The 19,544-nt window shown below is 30.4% G+C and carries 16 protein-coding genes; 4 read left to right on the top strand and 12 right to left on the bottom strand.

Translation table 11 applies throughout. The annotated features are described in order from the left end of the window. Positions 1 to 11 precede the first annotated feature (11 nt). The 8 genes from hypF to ELQ11_RS03660 all read right to left on the bottom strand — a co-directional run bounded on the left by hypF (position 12) and on the right by ELQ11_RS03660 (position 9,517). Positions 12 to 2,216, bottom strand: coding sequence for a carbamoyltransferase HypF (hypF, locus tag ELQ11_RS03695; protein ID WP_088306356.1), 2,205 nt, complete (start codon positions 2,214 to 2,216; stop codon positions 12 to 14). Continuing rightward, a complete protein-coding gene (locus ELQ11_RS03690) occupies positions 2,197 to 3,717 on the bottom strand; it encodes a hypothetical protein (RefSeq protein WP_070314590.1) in 1,521 nt (506 codons plus the stop codon). Before ELQ11_RS03690 ends, hypF begins: the two co-directional genes overlap by 20 nt. Before the next feature lie 41 nt (positions 3,718 to 3,758). Beyond that, a complete protein-coding gene (locus tag ELQ11_RS03685; RefSeq protein ID WP_002871365.1) occupies positions 3,759 to 4,406 on the bottom strand; it encodes a M48 family metallopeptidase in 648 nt (215 codons plus the stop codon). After that, complete coding sequence (locus ELQ11_RS03680) at positions 4,382 to 5,698, bottom strand: MATE family efflux transporter (protein WP_134225146.1); 1,317 nt, start codon at positions 5,696 to 5,698, stop codon at positions 4,382 to 4,384. The genes ELQ11_RS03685 and ELQ11_RS03680 overlap by 25 nt, the downstream gene beginning before the upstream one ends. Before the next feature lie 77 nt (positions 5,699 to 5,775). Beyond that, complete coding sequence (pstB, locus tag ELQ11_RS03675) at positions 5,776 to 6,516, bottom strand: phosphate ABC transporter ATP-binding protein PstB (RefSeq protein WP_002871367.1); 741 nt, start codon at positions 6,514 to 6,516, stop codon at positions 5,776 to 5,778. Further along, the gene (pstA, locus tag ELQ11_RS03670) at positions 6,513 to 7,601 is read right to left on the bottom strand and encodes a phosphate ABC transporter permease PstA (RefSeq protein ID WP_052857777.1); all 1,089 of its coding nucleotides are present in this window, start codon (positions 7,599 to 7,601) and stop codon (positions 6,513 to 6,515) included. The genes pstB and pstA overlap by 4 nt, the downstream gene beginning before the upstream one ends. Beyond that, on the bottom strand, positions 7,598 to 8,512 hold the full coding sequence (gene pstC, locus ELQ11_RS03665) for a phosphate ABC transporter permease subunit PstC (protein ID WP_002861319.1): 915 nt from the start codon (positions 8,510 to 8,512) through the stop codon (positions 7,598 to 7,600). Before pstC ends, pstA begins: the two co-directional genes overlap by 4 nt. Positions 8,513 to 8,521: 9 nt before the next feature. Continuing rightward, on the bottom strand, positions 8,522 to 9,517 hold the full coding sequence (locus ELQ11_RS03660) for a substrate-binding domain-containing protein (protein WP_126229775.1): 996 nt from the start codon (positions 9,515 to 9,517) through the stop codon (positions 8,522 to 8,524). 178 nt (positions 9,518 to 9,695) lie between these two features. On the opposite strand from ELQ11_RS03660, the gene ctf reads away from it, so the two are divergent. The 4 genes from ctf to ELQ11_RS03640 are packed head-to-tail and all read left to right on the top strand — an operon-like array spanning position 9,696 to position 13,797. Continuing rightward, a complete protein-coding gene (gene ctf, locus ELQ11_RS03655; protein WP_002871370.1) occupies positions 9,696 to 10,199 on the top strand; it encodes a non-heme ferritin in 504 nt (167 codons plus the stop codon). 45 nt (positions 10,200 to 10,244) lie between these two features. Next, positions 10,245 to 11,621 (top strand): MBOAT family protein, encoded by a 1,377-nt coding sequence (locus ELQ11_RS03650; RefSeq protein ID WP_126219544.1) that lies wholly within the window; start codon positions 10,245 to 10,247, stop codon positions 11,619 to 11,621. After that, positions 11,622 to 12,632: a GDSL-type esterase/lipase family protein gene (locus tag ELQ11_RS03645; RefSeq protein ID WP_126214701.1), complete on the top strand. Its 1,011-nt coding sequence runs from the start codon at positions 11,622 to 11,624 to the stop codon at positions 12,630 to 12,632. It begins immediately after the preceding gene. Then, a complete protein-coding gene (locus ELQ11_RS03640; RefSeq protein ID WP_126229774.1) occupies positions 12,619 to 13,797 on the top strand; it encodes an SGNH/GDSL hydrolase family protein in 1,179 nt (392 codons plus the stop codon). Before ELQ11_RS03645 ends, ELQ11_RS03640 begins: the two co-directional genes overlap by 14 nt. A 1-nt stretch (position 13,798) precedes the next feature. Here ELQ11_RS03640 and ELQ11_RS03635 read toward each other — a convergent pair whose 3' ends face one another. The 4 genes from ELQ11_RS03635 to ELQ11_RS03620 all read right to left on the bottom strand — a co-directional run bounded on the left by ELQ11_RS03635 (position 13,799) and on the right by ELQ11_RS03620 (position 19,537). Continuing rightward, positions 13,799 to 15,169, bottom strand: a complete 1,371-nt coding sequence (locus tag ELQ11_RS03635; protein ID WP_134225145.1) for a TolC family protein — start codon at positions 15,167 to 15,169, stop codon at positions 13,799 to 13,801. Position 15,170: 1 nt separating this feature from the next. Further along, positions 15,171 to 17,096 (bottom strand): ABC transporter permease, encoded by a 1,926-nt coding sequence (locus ELQ11_RS03630; protein ID WP_002859966.1) that lies wholly within the window; start codon positions 17,094 to 17,096, stop codon positions 15,171 to 15,173. Then, positions 17,096 to 18,268, bottom strand: a complete 1,173-nt coding sequence (locus tag ELQ11_RS03625; protein WP_002871376.1) for an efflux RND transporter periplasmic adaptor subunit — start codon at positions 18,266 to 18,268, stop codon at positions 17,096 to 17,098. The genes ELQ11_RS03630 and ELQ11_RS03625 overlap by 1 nt, the downstream gene beginning before the upstream one ends. A 78-nt stretch (positions 18,269 to 18,346) precedes the next feature. After that, entirely contained in the window at positions 18,347 to 19,537 is a 1,191-nt protein-coding gene (locus ELQ11_RS03620) for a M20 family metallopeptidase (RefSeq protein WP_126230210.1), read from the bottom strand. Positions 19,538 to 19,544: the final 7 nt, after the last annotated feature.

Raw genomic sequence — 19,544 nt, 5'->3', positions numbered from 1 at the left:
ATTATGAGTTTTTAGAATATTTGCTTTATTTTTCTAAAATTTAAAAAATGTACCATTTGCCCTAAAGCTATGGAACTATCATTGCAAGGATATTTTAAAGGTACAAAAAAATCAAAATTTTTAGCTTTTAAAATTTCAAGTAAGGTTTTGTTTTGAAAAACTCCTCCACTTAAAAGCACTTTTAAATCATAATCTTTGCTAAAATCTATGATAAAATTTGCCAAAGCATTAAACATACCTGTAATTGCCTTAGTTTTTTCATCTTGCAAAGCCCCTAAAATTAAATTTTTAAAATTAACCTGCCCTTTTTCTACAAAAAGCTTATAAGAAAAATCAAGATTTTTATCATAAAAAGCTTCACACATCAAGCCAACTTGAGCCTCATAAGAGCTTTTTTCTAAGTTAAAAACAATACTTCCAAAAGCATCGATAATGCGTCCTAAGGAACTTGTTTGTAAGTTAGAATGTGAATAAATTTTTTTAAGATTTTCAAGTTTAATTTTTGGAATTTTTGCTAAAAACTCCTTAGCCTTATCTTCTAAATCATAATGAAAAATAAGACTTAGAGCCAAATTTTGTATATTTTTAATATCACTATTTATAAGAGTGAAATTTTCAAAATGTGCAATTCTTTCATATTCTTTTAAATTTCCTACAAAAACTTCTCCACCCCAAATTTTGCCATCTTCGCCATAACCTGTTCCATCACAAATAAAAGCTAAAGCCTTTTCATCTTTTGCAAAATTTTCTTCGTATTCAAAATAAGCCGCACAAAAATGCGCATAATGATGAGAAATTTTAATCCTTTCTTCAAATTCTTTTGCATAGCTAAAATGCGGGTGTTTATCGCACAAAATCGCATCAAATTTCAAATCATAATTTTGTTTAAAAAATTCTAAAAGTTTAAAAAATCTCTCATGCACATCAAGACTTTTCAAATCCCCTATATAAGGAGAAATTAAAAGTTTATTTTCATAAAAAATCACAAATTCATTTTTAAGCTCCGCGCCCAAAGCTAAAAAAGTGCCTTTTTTATTAAAATTTCTTTCCAAATAAAAAGGATTTAAACCCCTTGAAGTACGCAAAAACATAGTTTTACCATTTACCACTTGAGCTATGCTATCATCACTTGCGTTGATAATTTCTCTATCATAATCCAAATAAAAATCAAAAACTTTATCAAGTTTTTGACACAAATTAAACTCATCTTTAATGATACTTTCTCCGCTTAAATTCGCACTCGTTGCCACAAGACTTCCTTTAAAATACTCAAAAAGCAAAAGATGTAAAGGCGTATAAGCTAGCATAATACCGATTTTATCAACATCAGGTGCGATTAAAGAAAAGGCTTTTTTTGCCTTTAAAATCACAATAGGAGCTAAAACCCCACCAAGCAAAGATTCTTCTTTTTCATCTATAAAGGCAAGTTCTTTAGCACTTTGTAAATCTTTACACATCAAAGCAAAGGGTTTTTTGGGGCGATTTTTTCTAAGTCTTAGAGTTTTTAAAGCTTCTTCATTAAAAGCATCACACATGAGATGAAAACCGCCCATGCCTTTAATGGCTAAAATTTTACCTTCCTTTAAAAACTTCGAACTTTGCATAAAAGCTTCTTGATCTTTGGCTAAAATTTCACCCTTTGAATTTTTAAGAAAAACATTGATTTTACACTTAGGACAACTAATAGGCTGGGCATGAAAACGCCTATTTTTAGGATCTTCGTATTCGCTTTTGCAAAACTCACACATCAATAATTCTTGCATGGAAGTATGGGCTCTATCATAAGGAAGACTTTTTATAATACTAAAGCGTGGCCCACAATGTGTGCAAGTGATAAAAGGATATAAAAAGCGTGGATTTTTTTCATCAAAAAATTCTTTTTTACATTCCTTACAAAGCGCAAAATCACTTAACATAGGTGTGCTTTTTGTGTTCTTTAAAGAAGGAGTGATACTAAAATTTTCATAGTTTGAAATAGAAATTTGCGTGATTATAAGCTTGTCTATTCTTGCTAAAGGTGGGAGATGATTTTTTAAATTCTCTATGAAATTTTCACATTCTTTTTGAGTACAAGCAAGGATGATTTCTACCCCAAAACCATCATTTCTTACCTCTCCAAAAAGCTTTGATTTCAAAGCTAGTTCATAAACTAAAGGGCGAAAACCCACCCCTTGAACTAGACCTGAAATTTTGATCTTATATCCTAAGTGGCACATCGCTTAACTGACAATTTTTAAGATGTTTTAAAGTATTTTTAAGTAAAGATTTATGTTCAAACAAAGAGCCACTTATAAGCGCTAAGTCGCTTTGCTTTTTCTCTCTTAATTCATCATAAGTATCACGTAAGAAATAAGCCAAACTCTCAACCGCTCCATAAGCGATATTAGTACTATCTACACCTGCTAACATAAAACTCATAGTAGATCTTAAAGTTCTTGTATAATCAAAACTTTTATCTTCTTTCAAACGATAATCAATCTTTACTCCACGAGGCATTTTTGACTCATCAGCAATTTTTAAAAGCTCACTAGCACTCTCTTGTAAATTTTTACCCAAATTTAGCACTCTGCCTACCAAGCCAAGCAAGGAATAAAAATTGTTTTGAAGCTCAAAATTTTCATCTAAAAGAGGAAATTCCTTGCTAAAATTTTCTAAAAGCCTTGCACCAATTTCATCTTTTTTAATCTCTTCATAAAGTTCTTTGCTGTGTTTTGGTAAAGAAAGTTTAAGCAAATTAAGCTCTTTGTTAATAAGCAAAATATCTTCATCATCTTTGCTAAGCTCTAAAATAAAAGCTTTTTCTTTATAACGACTTACAAGATAAGAAATTCTTGCCATATTTTTATCTTCTTTAGAAAAAATAAGCTCTCTTGCCTTAGCATTGATAAATTCAAAGCCTTCCAAAACCACCACTTGCTCATCTAAAGCACTGATATAAAAATCTTTTTGGTATTCTTCTATTTTTTTTACGCTTAAAAATTTATATTCATTTTCAAAAAGTTTTAAACCTAAAGCAAAGCAAAACAAATCTCTAGCAAGTCTGATTTTAAAATTATTAAAATCAAGATTGTGATTTTTTCTAAACATGGCATTAAGTCTTAGCTTCATCAAAGGTTTTTCTAAACTTGCAAGAAGTTTTAAATTTTCATTTGAACAAACAAAAACTGAATTTATAGCCTTAATATCACAAGGAAGTAAAAAATCTCCTATAAATTCGTTCTTAAACAAAGAAAATTCATAAATGCCATTTTTATCTTTTAAATAAATCTTTTTTTCTTGACTTAACAAATCAAAGGCAAGATTTAAAAAAGTATTGAAATTTTCTTCATTGATTTTTTCAAATTCTGATAAATTGCTTGAAAATTCACACTCACAAAACACGCCCCATTCGTTTTTGTTTAAAAGTTTTTTTTCTTGATAGGCATTAGAATTTAAATGAGTAATATAAGAAAATTTTGAAAATTCTTTATCTTCTGGCATACAAGGGTTAAAATCCTGTCCCGCTTTTACATCAAATTTTTTCAAAAAAACACTATGACTCATAAAATTTAAAGAATCACAAAAAGTCTTTAAATTTTCTTCATCTGCATCAATAGAAAAATGATAAATATTTTCTTCTTTACTAAGGGTGTAGTTATAATTTTTCGCATAAAAACGCAATAAATATTCAAAAATATCATTATCCGCATTATAAATAAAATCAAAATCCAAAGTCATATTATGCCTTTTTTGAAAAATAAACTATAAATATAACATTTTTAACTTAAAAATTCTTTCTCTCTTTGTCTAAAATCGCTCATAAAATGCTCCATAAAAGAGTAAAATTCTTTGCTGTGATTAGGGAATTTTAAGTGGCTGATTTCATGCAAAATCACATATTCAATAGCCTTTAAACTCTTTTGAATGAGTTTTAAATTTAAATTAATATAAGCTTTATTATGATTACATGAACCCCAACGCGTTTTCATATTTTTAATGCTTAAATGCGTATAAAATAAACCTGTTTTTTGGCTCCATTTTTCAAGATAAAAAGTAAAAATCTTTTTAGCATTTTCTCTTAAAAATAAATCTAATTTTGCTTTATTTTCACAAAGAATTTTATCTTTATCAAAATAAGTTTTTTTGGCATTTTCATCAAATATAATTTTATATTTTTTAGCTAAAAAGATTAATTCATCATCTTTTAAAACTTTTTTTTCAAATCTTTTTTTTGTCTCATTTATCCAAGAACTTGATTTATCTAAAAACTCATAAACACTTTTAAAAGTGCAAAAATAAGGAATGCTAAGAACAAATTCACCCCTTTCATTTAGCCTTAATCTTAAAGTTTTTATGCGTTTTTTAGAATAAAAATAACACTCATCTTTATAAATAAATGATTTTAAACTAGAGCTTTGCCTTGCCATTTTTTACTTTTCCATCTGTATGAATTTACCATTCCACGCAAAAACTCATCCGCACAAAATCCTATCCAAACCCCTAAAATTCCAAGATTAAAATGAAAACAAAGCACATAACCCACAGGCAAAGATACTCCCATCATAAAAACAAGTCCGCTAAAAAATGGAAACTTAGCATCGCCACTTGCACGCAAGGAATTCACCATAACTATATTAAAGGTGCGTGAAATTTCAAGAAAGATTGAAAGAGCAAATAAAGGTATCATTAAATTTTTTAACTCTTCTTTAAGCCCTAAAATTTGCATAGTAAAATCTTGACAAAGATAATTTAAAAGTGCCACTAAAGCACTCGCTATCACGCTAAAATACAAAGCACGCCAAGCATGCTTATAAGCTATATTTTCATGTCTAGCACCGACTAATTTACCTACTATGATTTCATTAGCTATGCTCGTAGCTTGTCCTATAAGCATGATAAGCATTGAAATTTGAAAATAAATCGTTTGCACACTCAAACTCTCCTCGCCTAAGCTTGCTACAAAAGCAAAAGCTATAGTGTATTGAACTATCCACAAAAGATTTTCTCCTGCTGAAAACCCACCTATATTTAAAACCTTTTTTAATACCTCTTTTTCAAGTTTTATCATTTCTTTGATTTTAAGATGAATTTTAAGTTTATAAAAAAGTATCACAAGTAAAGCCACTATAGCAACAATACGGGCAAAAATATTACTAAGCCCTACTCCAAAAAGTTCTGATTTTGTATAATGCAAAACATAATAATTTCCACAAATCACCACTATATCCATCAAAAAGCCTATAAGCATAACCCAATAAGCCATATTATAAACCCTTACAATAGCCGCTAAAACAATACCTATGGCATCAAAAAACAAACAAATTGCAAGCATATGCAAGTAAATTTTGCTGTCTTTAAGCAATTCTTGTGGGATTTTTAAAAGATAAAGCAAATACTCCCCATGCCATAAAATAAGCGCACCACATACAAAGCCTAAAAGTGCATTTAAAAATAAACTTTGATGAATCACTTTTCTTGCTAAGACATGATCTTTTGCACCAATAGCTTGAGCTATCACCACGCTACAACCCACACTTAAAAATGAAAAAATAGTGATAAAAAGATCTAAAATTTGATTTCCAGCCCCCATAGCACCGACAAGAAAATTAGAATAATGCGACACCATAGCGGTATTGATAATCACAGTTAAATACTTAGAAAGCAAATCCCAAAATATAGGAAAACTAAGTCTTGTTAAAGAGAGTTGTTTTTTTGCCATAATTAATGCCTTACAAAGATAAAAGGCAAATTTTAACAAATTTTTCTTAAAATAAAAACCGCTAAAAAGCGGCTTTATTATCCAAAAGTACCGCTTAGATAAGCCTTGGTTTTTTCTTGTTTTGGATTTTCAAAAAATTCTTTACTTTCACCAAATTCTATGAGCTCACCTAGGTGAAAAAATGCAGTATAATCAGCCACGCGTTTGCCTTGTTGCATGTTATGCGTTACCATAATCATGGAAAGATTATGACTTAATTCTTTTAAAAGCTCTTCTATAACACCTGAGCTAATAGGATCAAGTGCGGAAGTTGGCTCATCTAAAAGCAAGAGTTTAGGTTTTATTGCTAAAGCTCTTGCGATACAAAGGCGTTGTTGTTGTCCGCCTGAAAGAGCTAGGGCATTTTGCTTTAGCTTGTCTTTAACTTCTTCAAAAAGCCCTACTTTTTGCAAACAATCCACCACCAAAGCTTCTTCTTCATCTTTGTTTTTAATCATGCCGTGAAGTTTTGGTGCATAAGAGATATTTTCATAAATGCTTTTTACAAAAACATTAGGTTGTTGAAAAACCATGCCTACATTTTTACGCAAGACTACTACATCTTGATTTTTAACATCCTTTCCTTCAATTTCTACTAAACCACCGATTTTTGCAATTTTATCATTCATTCTATTAAAACAACGCAAAAAAGTGGATTTACCACATCCTGAAGCGCCGATGAGCGCGGTAATTTTGTTTTGTTCTATTTGCATATTGATATCAAATAAAGCTTGTTTTTTTCCATAAAATAAATTTAAATTTGTTGTTTTTGCTATCACTTTAATTTTCCTTGAAAATATTTTCTTAATAATATCGCACTAAGATTTAACACGACTAAAAGTCCTAAAAGCACGATAATACCTGCTGCAGTTCTTTCTAAAAATGCACGCTCTGGCATAGCTGACCATGAGTAAATTTGAGCAGGCAAAACGCTAGTTGGATCAAAAATCGAACTTGCCACATCAGGGATAAATGCTATCATACCGATAATCATCAAAGGTGCAGTCTCGCCTATAGCCCCAGCTAAAGTCAAAATAGAACCTGTTAAAATCATAGGCATAGCCAAAGGCAACATAATACCTTTTACCATTTGAACCTTTGTCATACCTAAGGCATAAGCAGCATTTTTCATGTTAATGTCCACGCTTTTTAAAGCCGCTTTGGTTGAAACAATGATAATAGGTAAACTCATGATCGCCAAAGTAAGCCCACCCACTAAAGCACTTGAGCGAGGCATTCCAAAAAGATTGATAAACACTCCAAGTCCTAAAAGTCCAAACAAGATACTTGGAATACTTGCAAGGTTGTTAATACACACTTCTATAAAATGTGTAAGAATATTTTGTGGCGCAAATTCTTCTAAATAAATTGCTGCTGCAACGCCCATAGGAACACTCACAACCATACAAACAAGCATAACAAGCAAAGTCCCTACAACTGAAGATAAAATTCCTGAATTTTCAGGAGATTTTGAGTCCCCATTTAAAAAGAAATTGCTATTAAATTTAAGCTCTATCTCGCCTTTTTGCACAAGATCATCGACTAAAGTTCTTTGTTTTTCACTAAGGCGATTATATTTTTGCTTCATATATTGATCCACTTCTGAATTTGCCAAAAGCCAAGTTTTTTCAGTGATTTGCCCTGTTCTTATTTTTCTTTGTTCTGCGCGAGATAAAAGATCATAAACAGGAGAATTTCTATTAGCCTCTACAAAAATATAAGTTTGCTTAAAAGCTCCAATTCCAAGATAACCCACACTTCCTAAAAAGATACAAAGAAAAATTAAATTAATATAAAGCCCCATTTTACAAAGTCTTTTAAAAGACTTTGAAGCTTTTTGTCTTTTTTTAAAAAGTTTTTTCATAAATTTTTCCTTTTGTGAAAGCGATTGATAAGATAAACGCTAAACATATTGATGATTAAAGTGATGATAAAAAGCACCAAACCTAAAGAAAAAGCACTCAAAGCTAAAGAACTATCAAAAGCTTGATCTCCGCTTAAAGCTTCTACGATTTTTACCGTTACCGTTGTCATATCTTCTAAAAAATTCATCGTTAAATTTGGACGTAAGGAAGCTGCCATTACCACTATCATAGTTTCACCTAAGGCTCTTGAAAGTCCTAAAAGACAAGCTGCAACTATACCAGGAATAGCCTCGGGTAAAATCACAGCAAAAACCACTTCTTTTTTTGTCATGCCTAAAGCATAAGCACCATTAATCCTTTTCTCGCTTACTGCTTCAATACAATCTTGAGATAAAGAAGCCACTATAGGCACTATCATGATCCCCATGATAAAACCTGCGCCTAAAGCACTTTGAAAACTTGCTTGTATGCCAAATAAAGAAAAAAACCACACTATAAAAGGCGCTACAACTATAGCCGCAAAAAATCCAAAAACAACAGTAGGAATCCCTGCAATGATTTCTAAAATAGGTTTTAAGTAATTTTTAGATTTTTTACCAGCAAAAACACCTAAATATATAGCACACATAACCCCTAAAGGTAAAGCCGTTAGCATAGCAATCAATGAAATATAAAAAGTACCCCAAAAAAGCGATAGCGCCCCAAAAATACCTTGTTTGCTCGTGCCATCTGCATTCATAAAAGCTGCATCAGCTGCCCACTGACTTGAGAATAAAAAAGTAACAACGCTTTCTTTTTGAAAGAATTTTAAAGCTTCAATTAAAATTGTAAGCATGATAGCAAAACTTACTATCACGCTTACAAAAGCACATAAAAAAAGTGCAAATTTGATTATTTTTTCTTTTAGCAAAGTTTTTCCTTAAAAAACTTTTCCAGCTTTTACAAGCTCATCATTTAAAATTTTTCTATCTTCTATATGTTTTTGAGAAGCTTTTAATTTATCATCGCTTAAAGGAACAAGTCCTATTTTTTCAAGTTCTCCGCCACTTTTTGCCAAATCATCACTCATATAAATTTTTGCAAATTCAAAGGCTTCTTTTGGATTTTTCTTAGCATTGATATAAATAAACAAACTTCTTGCAAGTTCGTATTTTTCATCTGCAATATTTTCTTCACTTGGTGCAACACCATCAATAGTAGCGACATTAATTTTATCTGAGTTGCTCACTAAAAAGCTATAACCAAAAATTCCAAAAGCATCTTTATCAATAGTAAGTTTTGAAACGATTAGATTATCATTTTCACCGCTTGGGATATAAGCACCATCTTGACGCAAGGTTTTATACTCGCCTTTATACTCAGGAATTTTTTTAGACACATCACTCATAATAAGCTCTTCTATAGTATCTCTTGTTCCTGAACTTGATGGTGGACCATAAACACTAATTTTACGATTTGGTAAATTTTTATTGATTTGATTCCAGTTTGTATAAGGATTTGGTATAAGTTTTCCATTTTGTGGAATTTCTTTTGCCAATGCTAAGAAAAGTTCTTTTTTTGTGATATTTAATGGAGCATTGGTTTTATTTTGAGCTAAAACTATACCATCATAACCTATCATAATCCCTACTATATCAGTTACCCCTGCTTTTTTGCAAGTTTCAAATTCACTTAATTTCATAGGTCTTGAAGCATTAGAAATATCAGTAGTTCCTTCACAAAATACCTTAAATCCACCCCCTGTTCCCAAGCTCTCTACTATAGGAGTTTTTGTATTTTTAATCGAAGCATATTCTTCAGCTACAAAAGAAGTAAAAGGATACACAGTCGATGAACCTGCGATTTTTAAATCTGCTGCATTTAAAGCACCACAAAGTGCAAGACTTACCACACTTAAAGATAGAATTTTTTTCATTTTTTCTCCTTAGCTTTAAAAAAGTAATGGAAGTTTAAAAAAACTTGGAAACATTTTGGAAACATTTTTTATTTTGTATTTTTCTTAAATATAATTTTTAACTATCAAAAATTTAGCTTGTTTTTAAAAAAATAATATATCATTATAAAACATTTTAAATTTTAATAAGGAGATAAAAATGCTTTCTAAAGAAGTTGTAAAATTACTCAATGAACAAATAAACAAAGAAATGTATGCAGCAAACTTATATCTTAGTATGAGTTCTTGGTGCTATGAAAATAGTCTTGATGGAGCTGGTGCCTTCTTGTTTGCACATGCAAGCGAAGAAAGCGATCATGCCAAAAGGCTTATCACTTATCTTAATGAAACAGATTCTCATGTAGAGCTTCAAGAAGTAAAACAGCCTGAACAAAATTTCAAATCTTTACTTGATGTTTTTGAAAAAACCTATGAACATGAGCAATTTATCACAAAGTCAATCAATACTTTAGTTGAACACATGCTAACACATAAAGACTATTCTACTTTTAATTTCTTACAATGGTATGTAAGCGAACAACACGAAGAAGAAGCACTTTTCCGCGGTATAGTTGACAAGATTAAATTAATCGGGGAACACGGAAATGGACTTTATTTAGCTGATCAATACATCAAAAATATTGCATTAAACAGAAAAAAATAATCTTTGCCCTACTATGGGCAAATCTCGCTTTGGATTAAAAAAGGTATGACTTATTTTTCTTTAGAATTTAGTATTTTAATGATAGCTTTTTTTGCTATTTATTGGACTTTTAAAAATGATTATAAAATACAAAATATTTTAATTTTAATTTTCTCTTATATTATTTATATTTTAATCAATCCTTATTTCGCCTTGGTTTTATTTATATATACCTTTTTTATACATTATTTTGCCTTGCTAATTTTTGTGCGTCGCAAGCGTTATATTTTCGCTACTTGTATGGCTTTTATTATTTTAAATTTATGTTTTTTTAAATACTTTCCTAGCATCAAAGGAAGTGTTGATGAGATATTAAATTTTTTCGGTTTAGAATTTTTAAATATTGATTTAGTATTTCCAATAGGAATTAGTTTTTATACCTTTACTTCTATCACTTATCTTGTAGAAGTTTATCAAAAACGCCGTTTAGAAAGTTTTTTAAATTTGGCAACCTTCTTATCATTTTTTCCAACACTACTTTCAGGGCCTATTATGCGAAGTTCTTTTTTCTTTGAACAGGCCTATCAAAAACGCGAATTTAAACATGCAAATTTAATCATCATCTTGCTTGTTTTTGGTATAGTTAAAAAAGTTTTAATAGCTAATTACCTTGGAATTTATGCTAAAAGTATTTTAGACTTTCCACAATCTTATAATTTTATACAACTTTTAAGCGCAATTTACGCCTATGCGATTCAAATATACTGCGATTTTAGCGGATATGTTGATTTAGTTTGTGCTTTTGCTTTAATGCTAGGTTTTACCCTTCCGCCTAACTTTAACATGCCTTATCTTGCAAAAAACCTAAAAGATTTTTGGGCTAGATGGCATATCAGCCTTTCAACCTTTATAAGAGATTATATCTATATACCTTTAGGGGGTAATAGAAAAGGAATGCCACGCACTGTAGCTAATATACTCATTGCCTTTATACTTTCAGGTATGTGGCATGGTAATACGCTTGCTTTTATTGTTTGGGGTTTATTGCATGGTATTGGCATAGTTTTTATACATTTACTAGCTTTAAGCAAATTTAATTTACAAAAAATTCCAGCTTTAGGAAGATTTTTAACCTTTCAATTTGTATGTTTTACTTGGATTTTCTTTTATTATAGTAAAAATCTAGAGGATGCAATAGAATATTTTAAAGCTTGTTATTATAATTTCTTCCAAATTCCATCCTATAATGATATTTACATGTTGGTTGCCTTTGGGGTTCTTTTTATGATCTATCCTTTATTTGTTAATTTTAAAGAATATTGCATTAAGATTTTAAATCTTACTCCATTTTTGCTAAAACCTTTTATCATAGCTTTTATTTTACTTTTGGTTTTTGCTTTTATGCCAGATGGAATTCCTGATTTTATTTATTCGAGTTTTTAGATGAGTGTAGTTAGATTTTTCTTCATTTTGATTATAGTGCTTGGCTTAGTTGTTGTAGTTATGAATCAGAGTATTAGCTCTTATATAGAACAAAAATATCACTTTGCATTCTATCCTCATAATGATCTTTTAAAAGAAGCCAATGGCTTTAAAATTAAACTAGAACAAATTCGTGCAATTTTAAGCAACGAACCCTTACCTCAAGCTAATGAAGAAACTATAAATCAAGAAAATAAATCAACAGATGAAAATTTAAGCAAAATAGATAAAGTTTCAAACGCTTTAGAAAATGATGACAACACTACTCATAAAGAAGCAAATCTAACTTTAGTCCAAGATGCAAATATTAGTTTTATTGATAATACCAAATTAGAACTGCAAAATGGAGATGAGTTTTTATTTATCGGAGATTCTTTAATGCAAGGTGTTGCAATAGCCTTAAATAGAGATTTAAGAAATTTAAATCTTAAGGTAACCGATCTTAGCAAACAAAATACAGGCCTTTCTTATAAATCCTATTTTGATTGGTCAAAAGCGACTAATGAAGCTTTTATTAAAAACTCAAATATTAAATATCTTGTTGTTCTTCTTGGCGCTAATGATCCTTGGGATATTAAAAAAGGAGGAAATTACCATCGTTTTGGCTCCCCTTCTTGGATAGATATTTACACAAGTCGTGTAGATGAAATCATTAAAATCGCTAAAAAACATAAAGCCAAAGTTTTTTGGTTTGAAATCCCTCCTGTAAAAAAAGAAGATTTGAACAAAAAAATACAAGTGCTCAATAAAATTTACAGCGATGAAATTCTTAAAAATAAAGAAATTTTTATCAACACTAAGCTATTTTTTAGTGTCAATGATGAGTACTCAGCTTATATAAAAGATGAAAACAATAGAAGTATAAAAGTAAGAACAGATGATGGGGTTCATTTTACTCCAAGTGGCGCAAGAGAAATGTCTAAACTTTTATTAGAACACATAAAACTTAAGGAAGAAAATGCTAGTAAATAAATTTAAAATTATCTTATTGTTTTTTATTATTTTTACTAGCTCTTATGCACAAAATTTAAATACAAATGACACAATAGACTCTATACTCAATCAAAACAAAAATCACTCTGCTTTAACAAATTATGTATCAAAAAAAGATCTTAAAAATCTAGAAAAAAAATTAGAAAAAAATCAAAACATAGGAATTAGAATTTATGGGGATTCTCATATGGCAGCTGATTTCTTTCCGCGTGTCATAAGAGGATATTTAATCCGCTCTAACTCTATAGGTTTTGCCTATCCTTTACAGCCCAAATATCAACAAAATCTTAATCTTGTTTATTCTTATAAAAACTTTGAAATTTTAAACTCAAGAAATCCTGCTAATGCTGGACATAATTTTCCACTAGGTGGGATAATAGCCAAAGCAAAAACCAAAGGTGCAAAAATCAACCTTGATACAACCTTAGATAAAAAAAAATTCAAGATAGGATTTTTATTTAAAGCCAAGCAAAATACCAATGCTTTTAGCATCAAAGATGCAAAAAATCAAAGCTATGAGTTAAGAACCACACAAATTAACAAATGGTCTTATAAAGAACTAGAACTTGATCTTCCTTTGCAAATTTCAGCCTTACAAAAAGATGCTGAGCTAGGAGGATATTTCATCACAAATAAAAATAATAATGTTTTCTTAGATACCATTGCAATCAATGGTGCCAAAAGTGATTTATGGCTCTCTTGGAATCAAGCAGTTGTAAAAAAAGAACTAGAACTTTTACACAACGATTTGATTATTCTCGCCTATGGTTCTAATGATGCACTCTTTAAAGGGTTTGAAAAACAAAAATTCAAAAATAATTTAAAAAAATGGATTAGCATTTTAAAAACTTACAATAAAAACGCTGTTATCATGCTAATCTCTCCACCAACTGTAGTTCAAAAACAAGGTAAAAACTACAAGCTTGCTCCTGATTTTTTTACCATACGCAAAGCATTATATGAAGTTGCTAAAGAAGAAAAAACTCTTATCTTTGATATGCATCAGTTTATGCAAGATAGTGGGGGAAAAAACAAATGGATAGAACAAAAGCTTTCGCTCAATGATGTACATCTTACTATAAAAGGCTATGAGCTGATGGCTAAAAAATTACTCGAGGATTTAAAAAATATCATCGATTATTAAATTAATACTTAGGAAATTCTAAGCTTTCATCATTAAAACTTAAAGCTGTGATTTGATAGTAAGAATTAATGGTTTTTAAAAGATTAAATCTAGCTCTTAAAAATTCTTGCTGGGTAGAATTTAAAGTATTATTTGCATCCAAATAATCTTTTAATTCACTTTTTCCTAAAATATATTTTTCATAATACGCCTTAGTGATAAGCTCTTGTTTAATGTTAATATTTTGCAAATTTTGCAAAAGCAAGGTGTTGCTTTGATAATCTTTATAATTTAATGCAAATTCATTCATAGCACTTTGCAAAGCTTGCTCATAAGAAATTAAAAGTTGCTCATAGGTAAATTGAGAAATTTTGATATTTTGCTTTACTCTACCATAATCTAAGAAAGGTAAAGAAATCTTAACATTACCACTTAAAATTTCAAATTTAAAACTATCATCAATTTTTTTATCACTCCCACTTAATGCTCCACCTAAAGAAATACTAGGCAAAATAGATTTTTGCATGGAAGAATAATCCTTAAAGGCTGATTTTAAGCTATTGAGTTTAGATCTCACATCTGCACGGTACGCTAAAGCTTTTAAAGGTATATTAAAATCAGGACTTAAGGTTTTAAAATCATTTAAAGATAAAGTTTTAAAATACTCTATGTAAGCAAAACCTTCTTGCTTTGCTAATAAATCTTGTAAATTTTTTATGAGTAAATTACGATTTTGATCATTGCTTAATAAATTTTGTTTAGCTCTTAATAAGCTTTGTTCTATGTTTAAAAGATCTAATTCTTCTATTTTTCCAAGCTTGTATTTATAACTATAAAGCTCTTTCATTTGTTCTAAATTTGAAAGATAAGCTCGAAGCAATTTATCTACATCGTTAAAATAAGCCAGCTCAAAAACATCATTTAAAGCTGTATTGATCATGCTTATTTTTAAATTTTCAAGATCATAAGCACTTGCTTTTGCACTAAATTCACTCGCACTTACACTATCTCTTAATTTTCCATAAATATCAAGCTCATAGCTTAAATTTAAAGAATTATTGAAATTTTTACTTTGTTTGCCTGAATTTAAATCTTTATCCGCACCAAAACCCAAATTTCCACTTAAAGTCGGATATAAATCATAATCAATCAAATCGGCTCTAGCCAAAGCTGAAAGCAAAGTTTTTCTAGCAATATTAATATCGCTATTATTCAATAAAACAAAATTTAGAAATTCATTTAATTTTGCATTATCATAGGATTTATACCAATCATAAGTGAGATTTAAATCTTTCATTTGTTCTTGAGTTAAATCAACTTCTTTAGGCAAGCTAAGTTTTGCACCACAAGCACTCAAGAAAAATGCTAAAAAAAAGCTAAGTATTATTTTCATATCATTCCTTTGATAATGCACTAATAGGATTTAAATTTGCTGCATTTCTTGCAGGGAAAAAACCAAAAACCACACCGATAAACATAGAACTTAAAAGTCCCAAAAGCACAGAATAGGCATTTAAAATCATAGGAAAATCAGTACTTAAAGTATTAAAAGCAAAAATAACAAAAATCGATAAAATCACACCTAAAATCGCCCCTATAGTACAAATCATAACCGCTTCGATTAAAAACTGCATCATAATATCTTCTCTTCTAGCCCCTATAGCCATGCGTATGCCTATTTCTCTTGTTCTTTCACTTACAGAAACAAGCATGATATTCATCACTCCTATACCCCCAACAATCAAAGCAATCACAGCCACACAAGCTGTAAGTATCGTTGTAGTGCGTTTATTTGCTGTAATAGCTTGCTTAAAGGTGTCAGAATTAAAAGTAAAAAAATCCTTTTGTCCGCGTTTAATTTCTAAAATTCTTATAATAGCATTTTCAGCCAAAGTTGAACTCACATCATCTTTAACCTTAACTATGATTTCACGCAAATTTCTATCTCCTGTAAGCTTATTCATCAGTGTTGTATAGGGTATATAAAGACGTACTACATTATCTTCTATAGGCTTGTCTGTATCTTTTTGCAAAACTCCTATAATCTTAAAAGGTTGAGAATTAAAAAGCACCACACGACCTAAAATATTTTCACTTTTTTCATCAGGAAAAAGATTTTTTTTAGCATTAAAATCCAATACAGCAACATTGGTACTATTTTTTACATCATCATTATTTAAAATTCTTCCCGCATCTATCCTTAAACCTTCTATAGCAAAATTATTTACCCCTACTCCTTCAGCTCTTGCACTTAAAGAAATATTGGTATAAGTTGCCACTCCTGAAGTATTTGAGTGAGCATCAACTGCTTCTAAGTATTCTAGGGATCTTAGCGTTTCTAAATCACTAAAATTAAGCCTTGTTTTACCCGAACGCAAATCCCCAAATCCTTTTCCAGGGCGAATTTCAATAGTATTTGTCCCAAGTCTTGCAATAGACTCAAGCACTTTAGCTTGAGAGCCTAATCCTAAAGCTACAACACAAACTACAGAAGCAATACCTATGATGATTCCAAGCATAGTTAAAATAGAACGAAGTTTGTGTGCAAGTATGGAAGAATAAGCTATCTTAAAACACTCAAAGGCTTGATTTTTAAGCAAAGTAAGTGTTTTTTTCTCTTTGGGCATTGTTTTTAAAATAAGTTTTTCTTGAGCTTTTTCCTTTTTAGTATCGCTTAAAATTTCTCCATCTTTAATCTCTATAACCCTTTTAGCTTGTGCTGCAATTTTTGGATCGTGAGTTACTAAGACTATAGTATGACCTTGTGTGTTAAGTTTTTGTAAAATTTCAAGCACCATAATACCGCTTTTACTATCCAAAGCTCCCGTTGGTTCATCAGCCAAAATAAGCTCTCCGCCATTGATTAAAGCTCTTGCTATAGAAACGCGTTGTTGCTGCCCTCCGCTTAATTCGTTTGGCTTAGAATCTAACTTGTGAGCTAATTCTAAATCATTTAAAAGTTTTTTAGCATTTTGACTTCTTTCTTGTAAATTTTTTCCCGCATAAACTGCAGGTAAAGAAACATTTTCTTTAGCACTAAGCAAGCTTAAAAGATTATATCTTTGAAATATAAAGCCTATTTTTTCACGCCTTAATCTTGCTTTTTCATCGTTATTAAGTTTAGTGACTTCATACTCATCAAAAACATAAGTTCCGCTACTTGGCGTATCTAATGTTCCTATGATATTTAAAAGTGAAGTTTTACCACTTCCACTTTGTCCTATAATGGCAACAAATTCACCTTTTTCTATACTTAAACTTACATTTTTTAAAATGGCATTTTCGCCTATATTTTTGCAAATATTTTTAAGAAAAATCATTAAAATCTCAACTTCATTTTAGGAGCTAAGCCATCAGCACTTGAGCTTACTATCAATTCTTCATTTTCATTTACACCTTCTAAAATTTGAGTATTGATAGAATCTTTAATACCAAGTTTGACATATTTTTTAACAGCTTTTTGATTTTCTAAAATTTCAACATAATAGCCTTTTGGATCGCTTTTAATTGCATAAGTTGGCACTGCTAAAACAGCCTTTGCACTTGCTACAACAATTTCATTTTGTATACTCATGCCAATACGCAAAAAATCATCTTTATTGGCTACATAAAATTTTGCGTAATAATAAATAGCATTTGATGAGCTTGAGCTTGAAGAACTCGAACTTGATGAGCTTGAGCTTGTACTAGAATCACTTACTTCAGTATCAGCTGGATCTATACTTGCAATCTTAGCATGATAAGTTTTTTGAGGATCATTAAGCAAAGAAAAATCAAGCTCTGTTCCTACTTTTATCTTACTCACATCAGCCTCTGCTATTTCCATTCTTACTTCCATTTCGTCTAAATTAGCTATACGGACTATAGTAGGGGTGTTTTGATTAGCATTAACTGTTTGTCCTTCATCTACAGCTACATTAATCACAACACCATCCATAGGAGCAGTAATGGTTGTATAACCTAAATCTTTTTGTGCATTTTTAAGAGTGATTTCAAGCTGAACTACTTGAGCATTAAGCTCTGCAACATTAGCTTTTAAAGTATAATAATTATTTTTTTGAGTTTCTAAATTTTCAAGAGAACTTGCTTTAGCTGCATAAAGTTTTTGCTCTCTTTGATACTGCTTACTCGCAATCTCAAGAGCAACTTTTTTACTCTCTAAATTAGCCTTAGCGCTTTCAAGCTGAGCTTTTGTAATATCTAAATCGTTTTGTTGTTTATCTTTGTCAATTTGAGCGATCAAATCACCTTGCTTTACATGAGTTCCCACATCCACATAAAGTTTTATAATTTGTCCGCTAACTTGAGCACCCACATCGACTTGATCTTTGGCATATACCTTTCCTACTGCCTCTATGGTTTGAGATATATCTTTTTTTTGTATTTTTTGAGTTAAATAGCTGATTTTTTCATCATTATTAAAAAAAATAAAATAAGCCCCAACACTTCCAAGTATTGCAATTAAAATGATTAAAACAATCTTCTTTTTCATAATAACAAATCCTAAAGAAAAATCAAGATTAAATTTTACTCATTTTTTGTGAATTTTTTGTGAATTTTTAATTCTACTTTATAAATTTAAAAATTCTAAAGCCATCATCACATCACCCTGCATTAAAACTTTTAAATTTTCATCATCCCAACAAAAAGTAGAACTATGGTGCAAAGCTGGATGATTTAAATCCTTTGAAATTCCAACAAATACATAAGCTCCCATTCTTTCTCGTGTTAAAAAAGCAAAATCTTCAGCCCCCATGTCAGGTTTAGAAGAAACAATGATATTTTCTTCTCCTAAGACCTTTGCAAAAGCTTTTCTTGCTATTAAAGCAGCTTTTTCATCATTAATCAATGGAGGAAATTCTTTAGTATATTTAAGCTTATAATCTCCACCGTTAGATTTTGCTGTAGCAGCAGCCACTTCTTCTAGAGAACTTTTTAAAATATCTTGTGTTTTATCATTTAAAAAACGCACGGTTCCTTTTAAATAAGCATTTGTAGGAATAACATTATAAGTAGTTCCTGCACAAATTTGACCTACGGTAATCACCCCTGCTTCATAAGGGGCTAAACGCCTAGAAACAACACTTTGTATATTATTTACAAATTGCGTTGCCATAATTATAGGATCTATACAAGTGTGCGGATGAGCTCCATGTCCTCCTCTGCCAATAAATTCCAAATCAAAAATATCCGTTCCAGCCATCATTTCACCACTTACAATTTGAGCAGTATTTTCAAGCAAAGGCCCCCATAAATGACAACCAAAAACTGCATCAACATAAGGATTTTCCAATACACCTGATTCTATCATAGGTTTAGCTCCACCGCTTCCCTCTTCTGCGGGCTGAAACATAAACTTAATCGTGCCACAAAATTCATCTTTAAGTTCATTTAATATCAAAGCAGCTCCCAAAAGCCCTGCTGTATGTCCATCATGCCCACATGCGTGCATCTTACCATCAATTTTTGAAGCATAGCTTAGATTAGTTTTTTCTTGCACAGGCAAAGCATCCATATCCGCTCTTAAAAGAACACATTTTGGTTTTTTCTGACTCTTCTTTTTTCCTTCTATAATAGCTAAAATTCCTGTTTTTGCAATATTTTTTTGAAATTTAATGCCAAACTCATCTAAAATTTTACACACTAAATGAGCTGTATTTTCTTCTTCAAATTCAAGCTCAGGATGCATATGAATTTGATGTCTTAAATCAACTACTTTATCATAGTACTTTAGTGCTAAATTTTCAACCAGCTTTTGCATTCTTTTC

This window comes from Campylobacter sp. US50a (genome assembly GCF_004379015.1).
Classification (GTDB): domain Bacteria; phylum Campylobacterota; class Campylobacteria; order Campylobacterales; family Campylobacteraceae; genus Campylobacter_D; species Campylobacter_D jejuni.
This window is presented reverse-complemented; position numbering and strand designations above follow the sequence as displayed.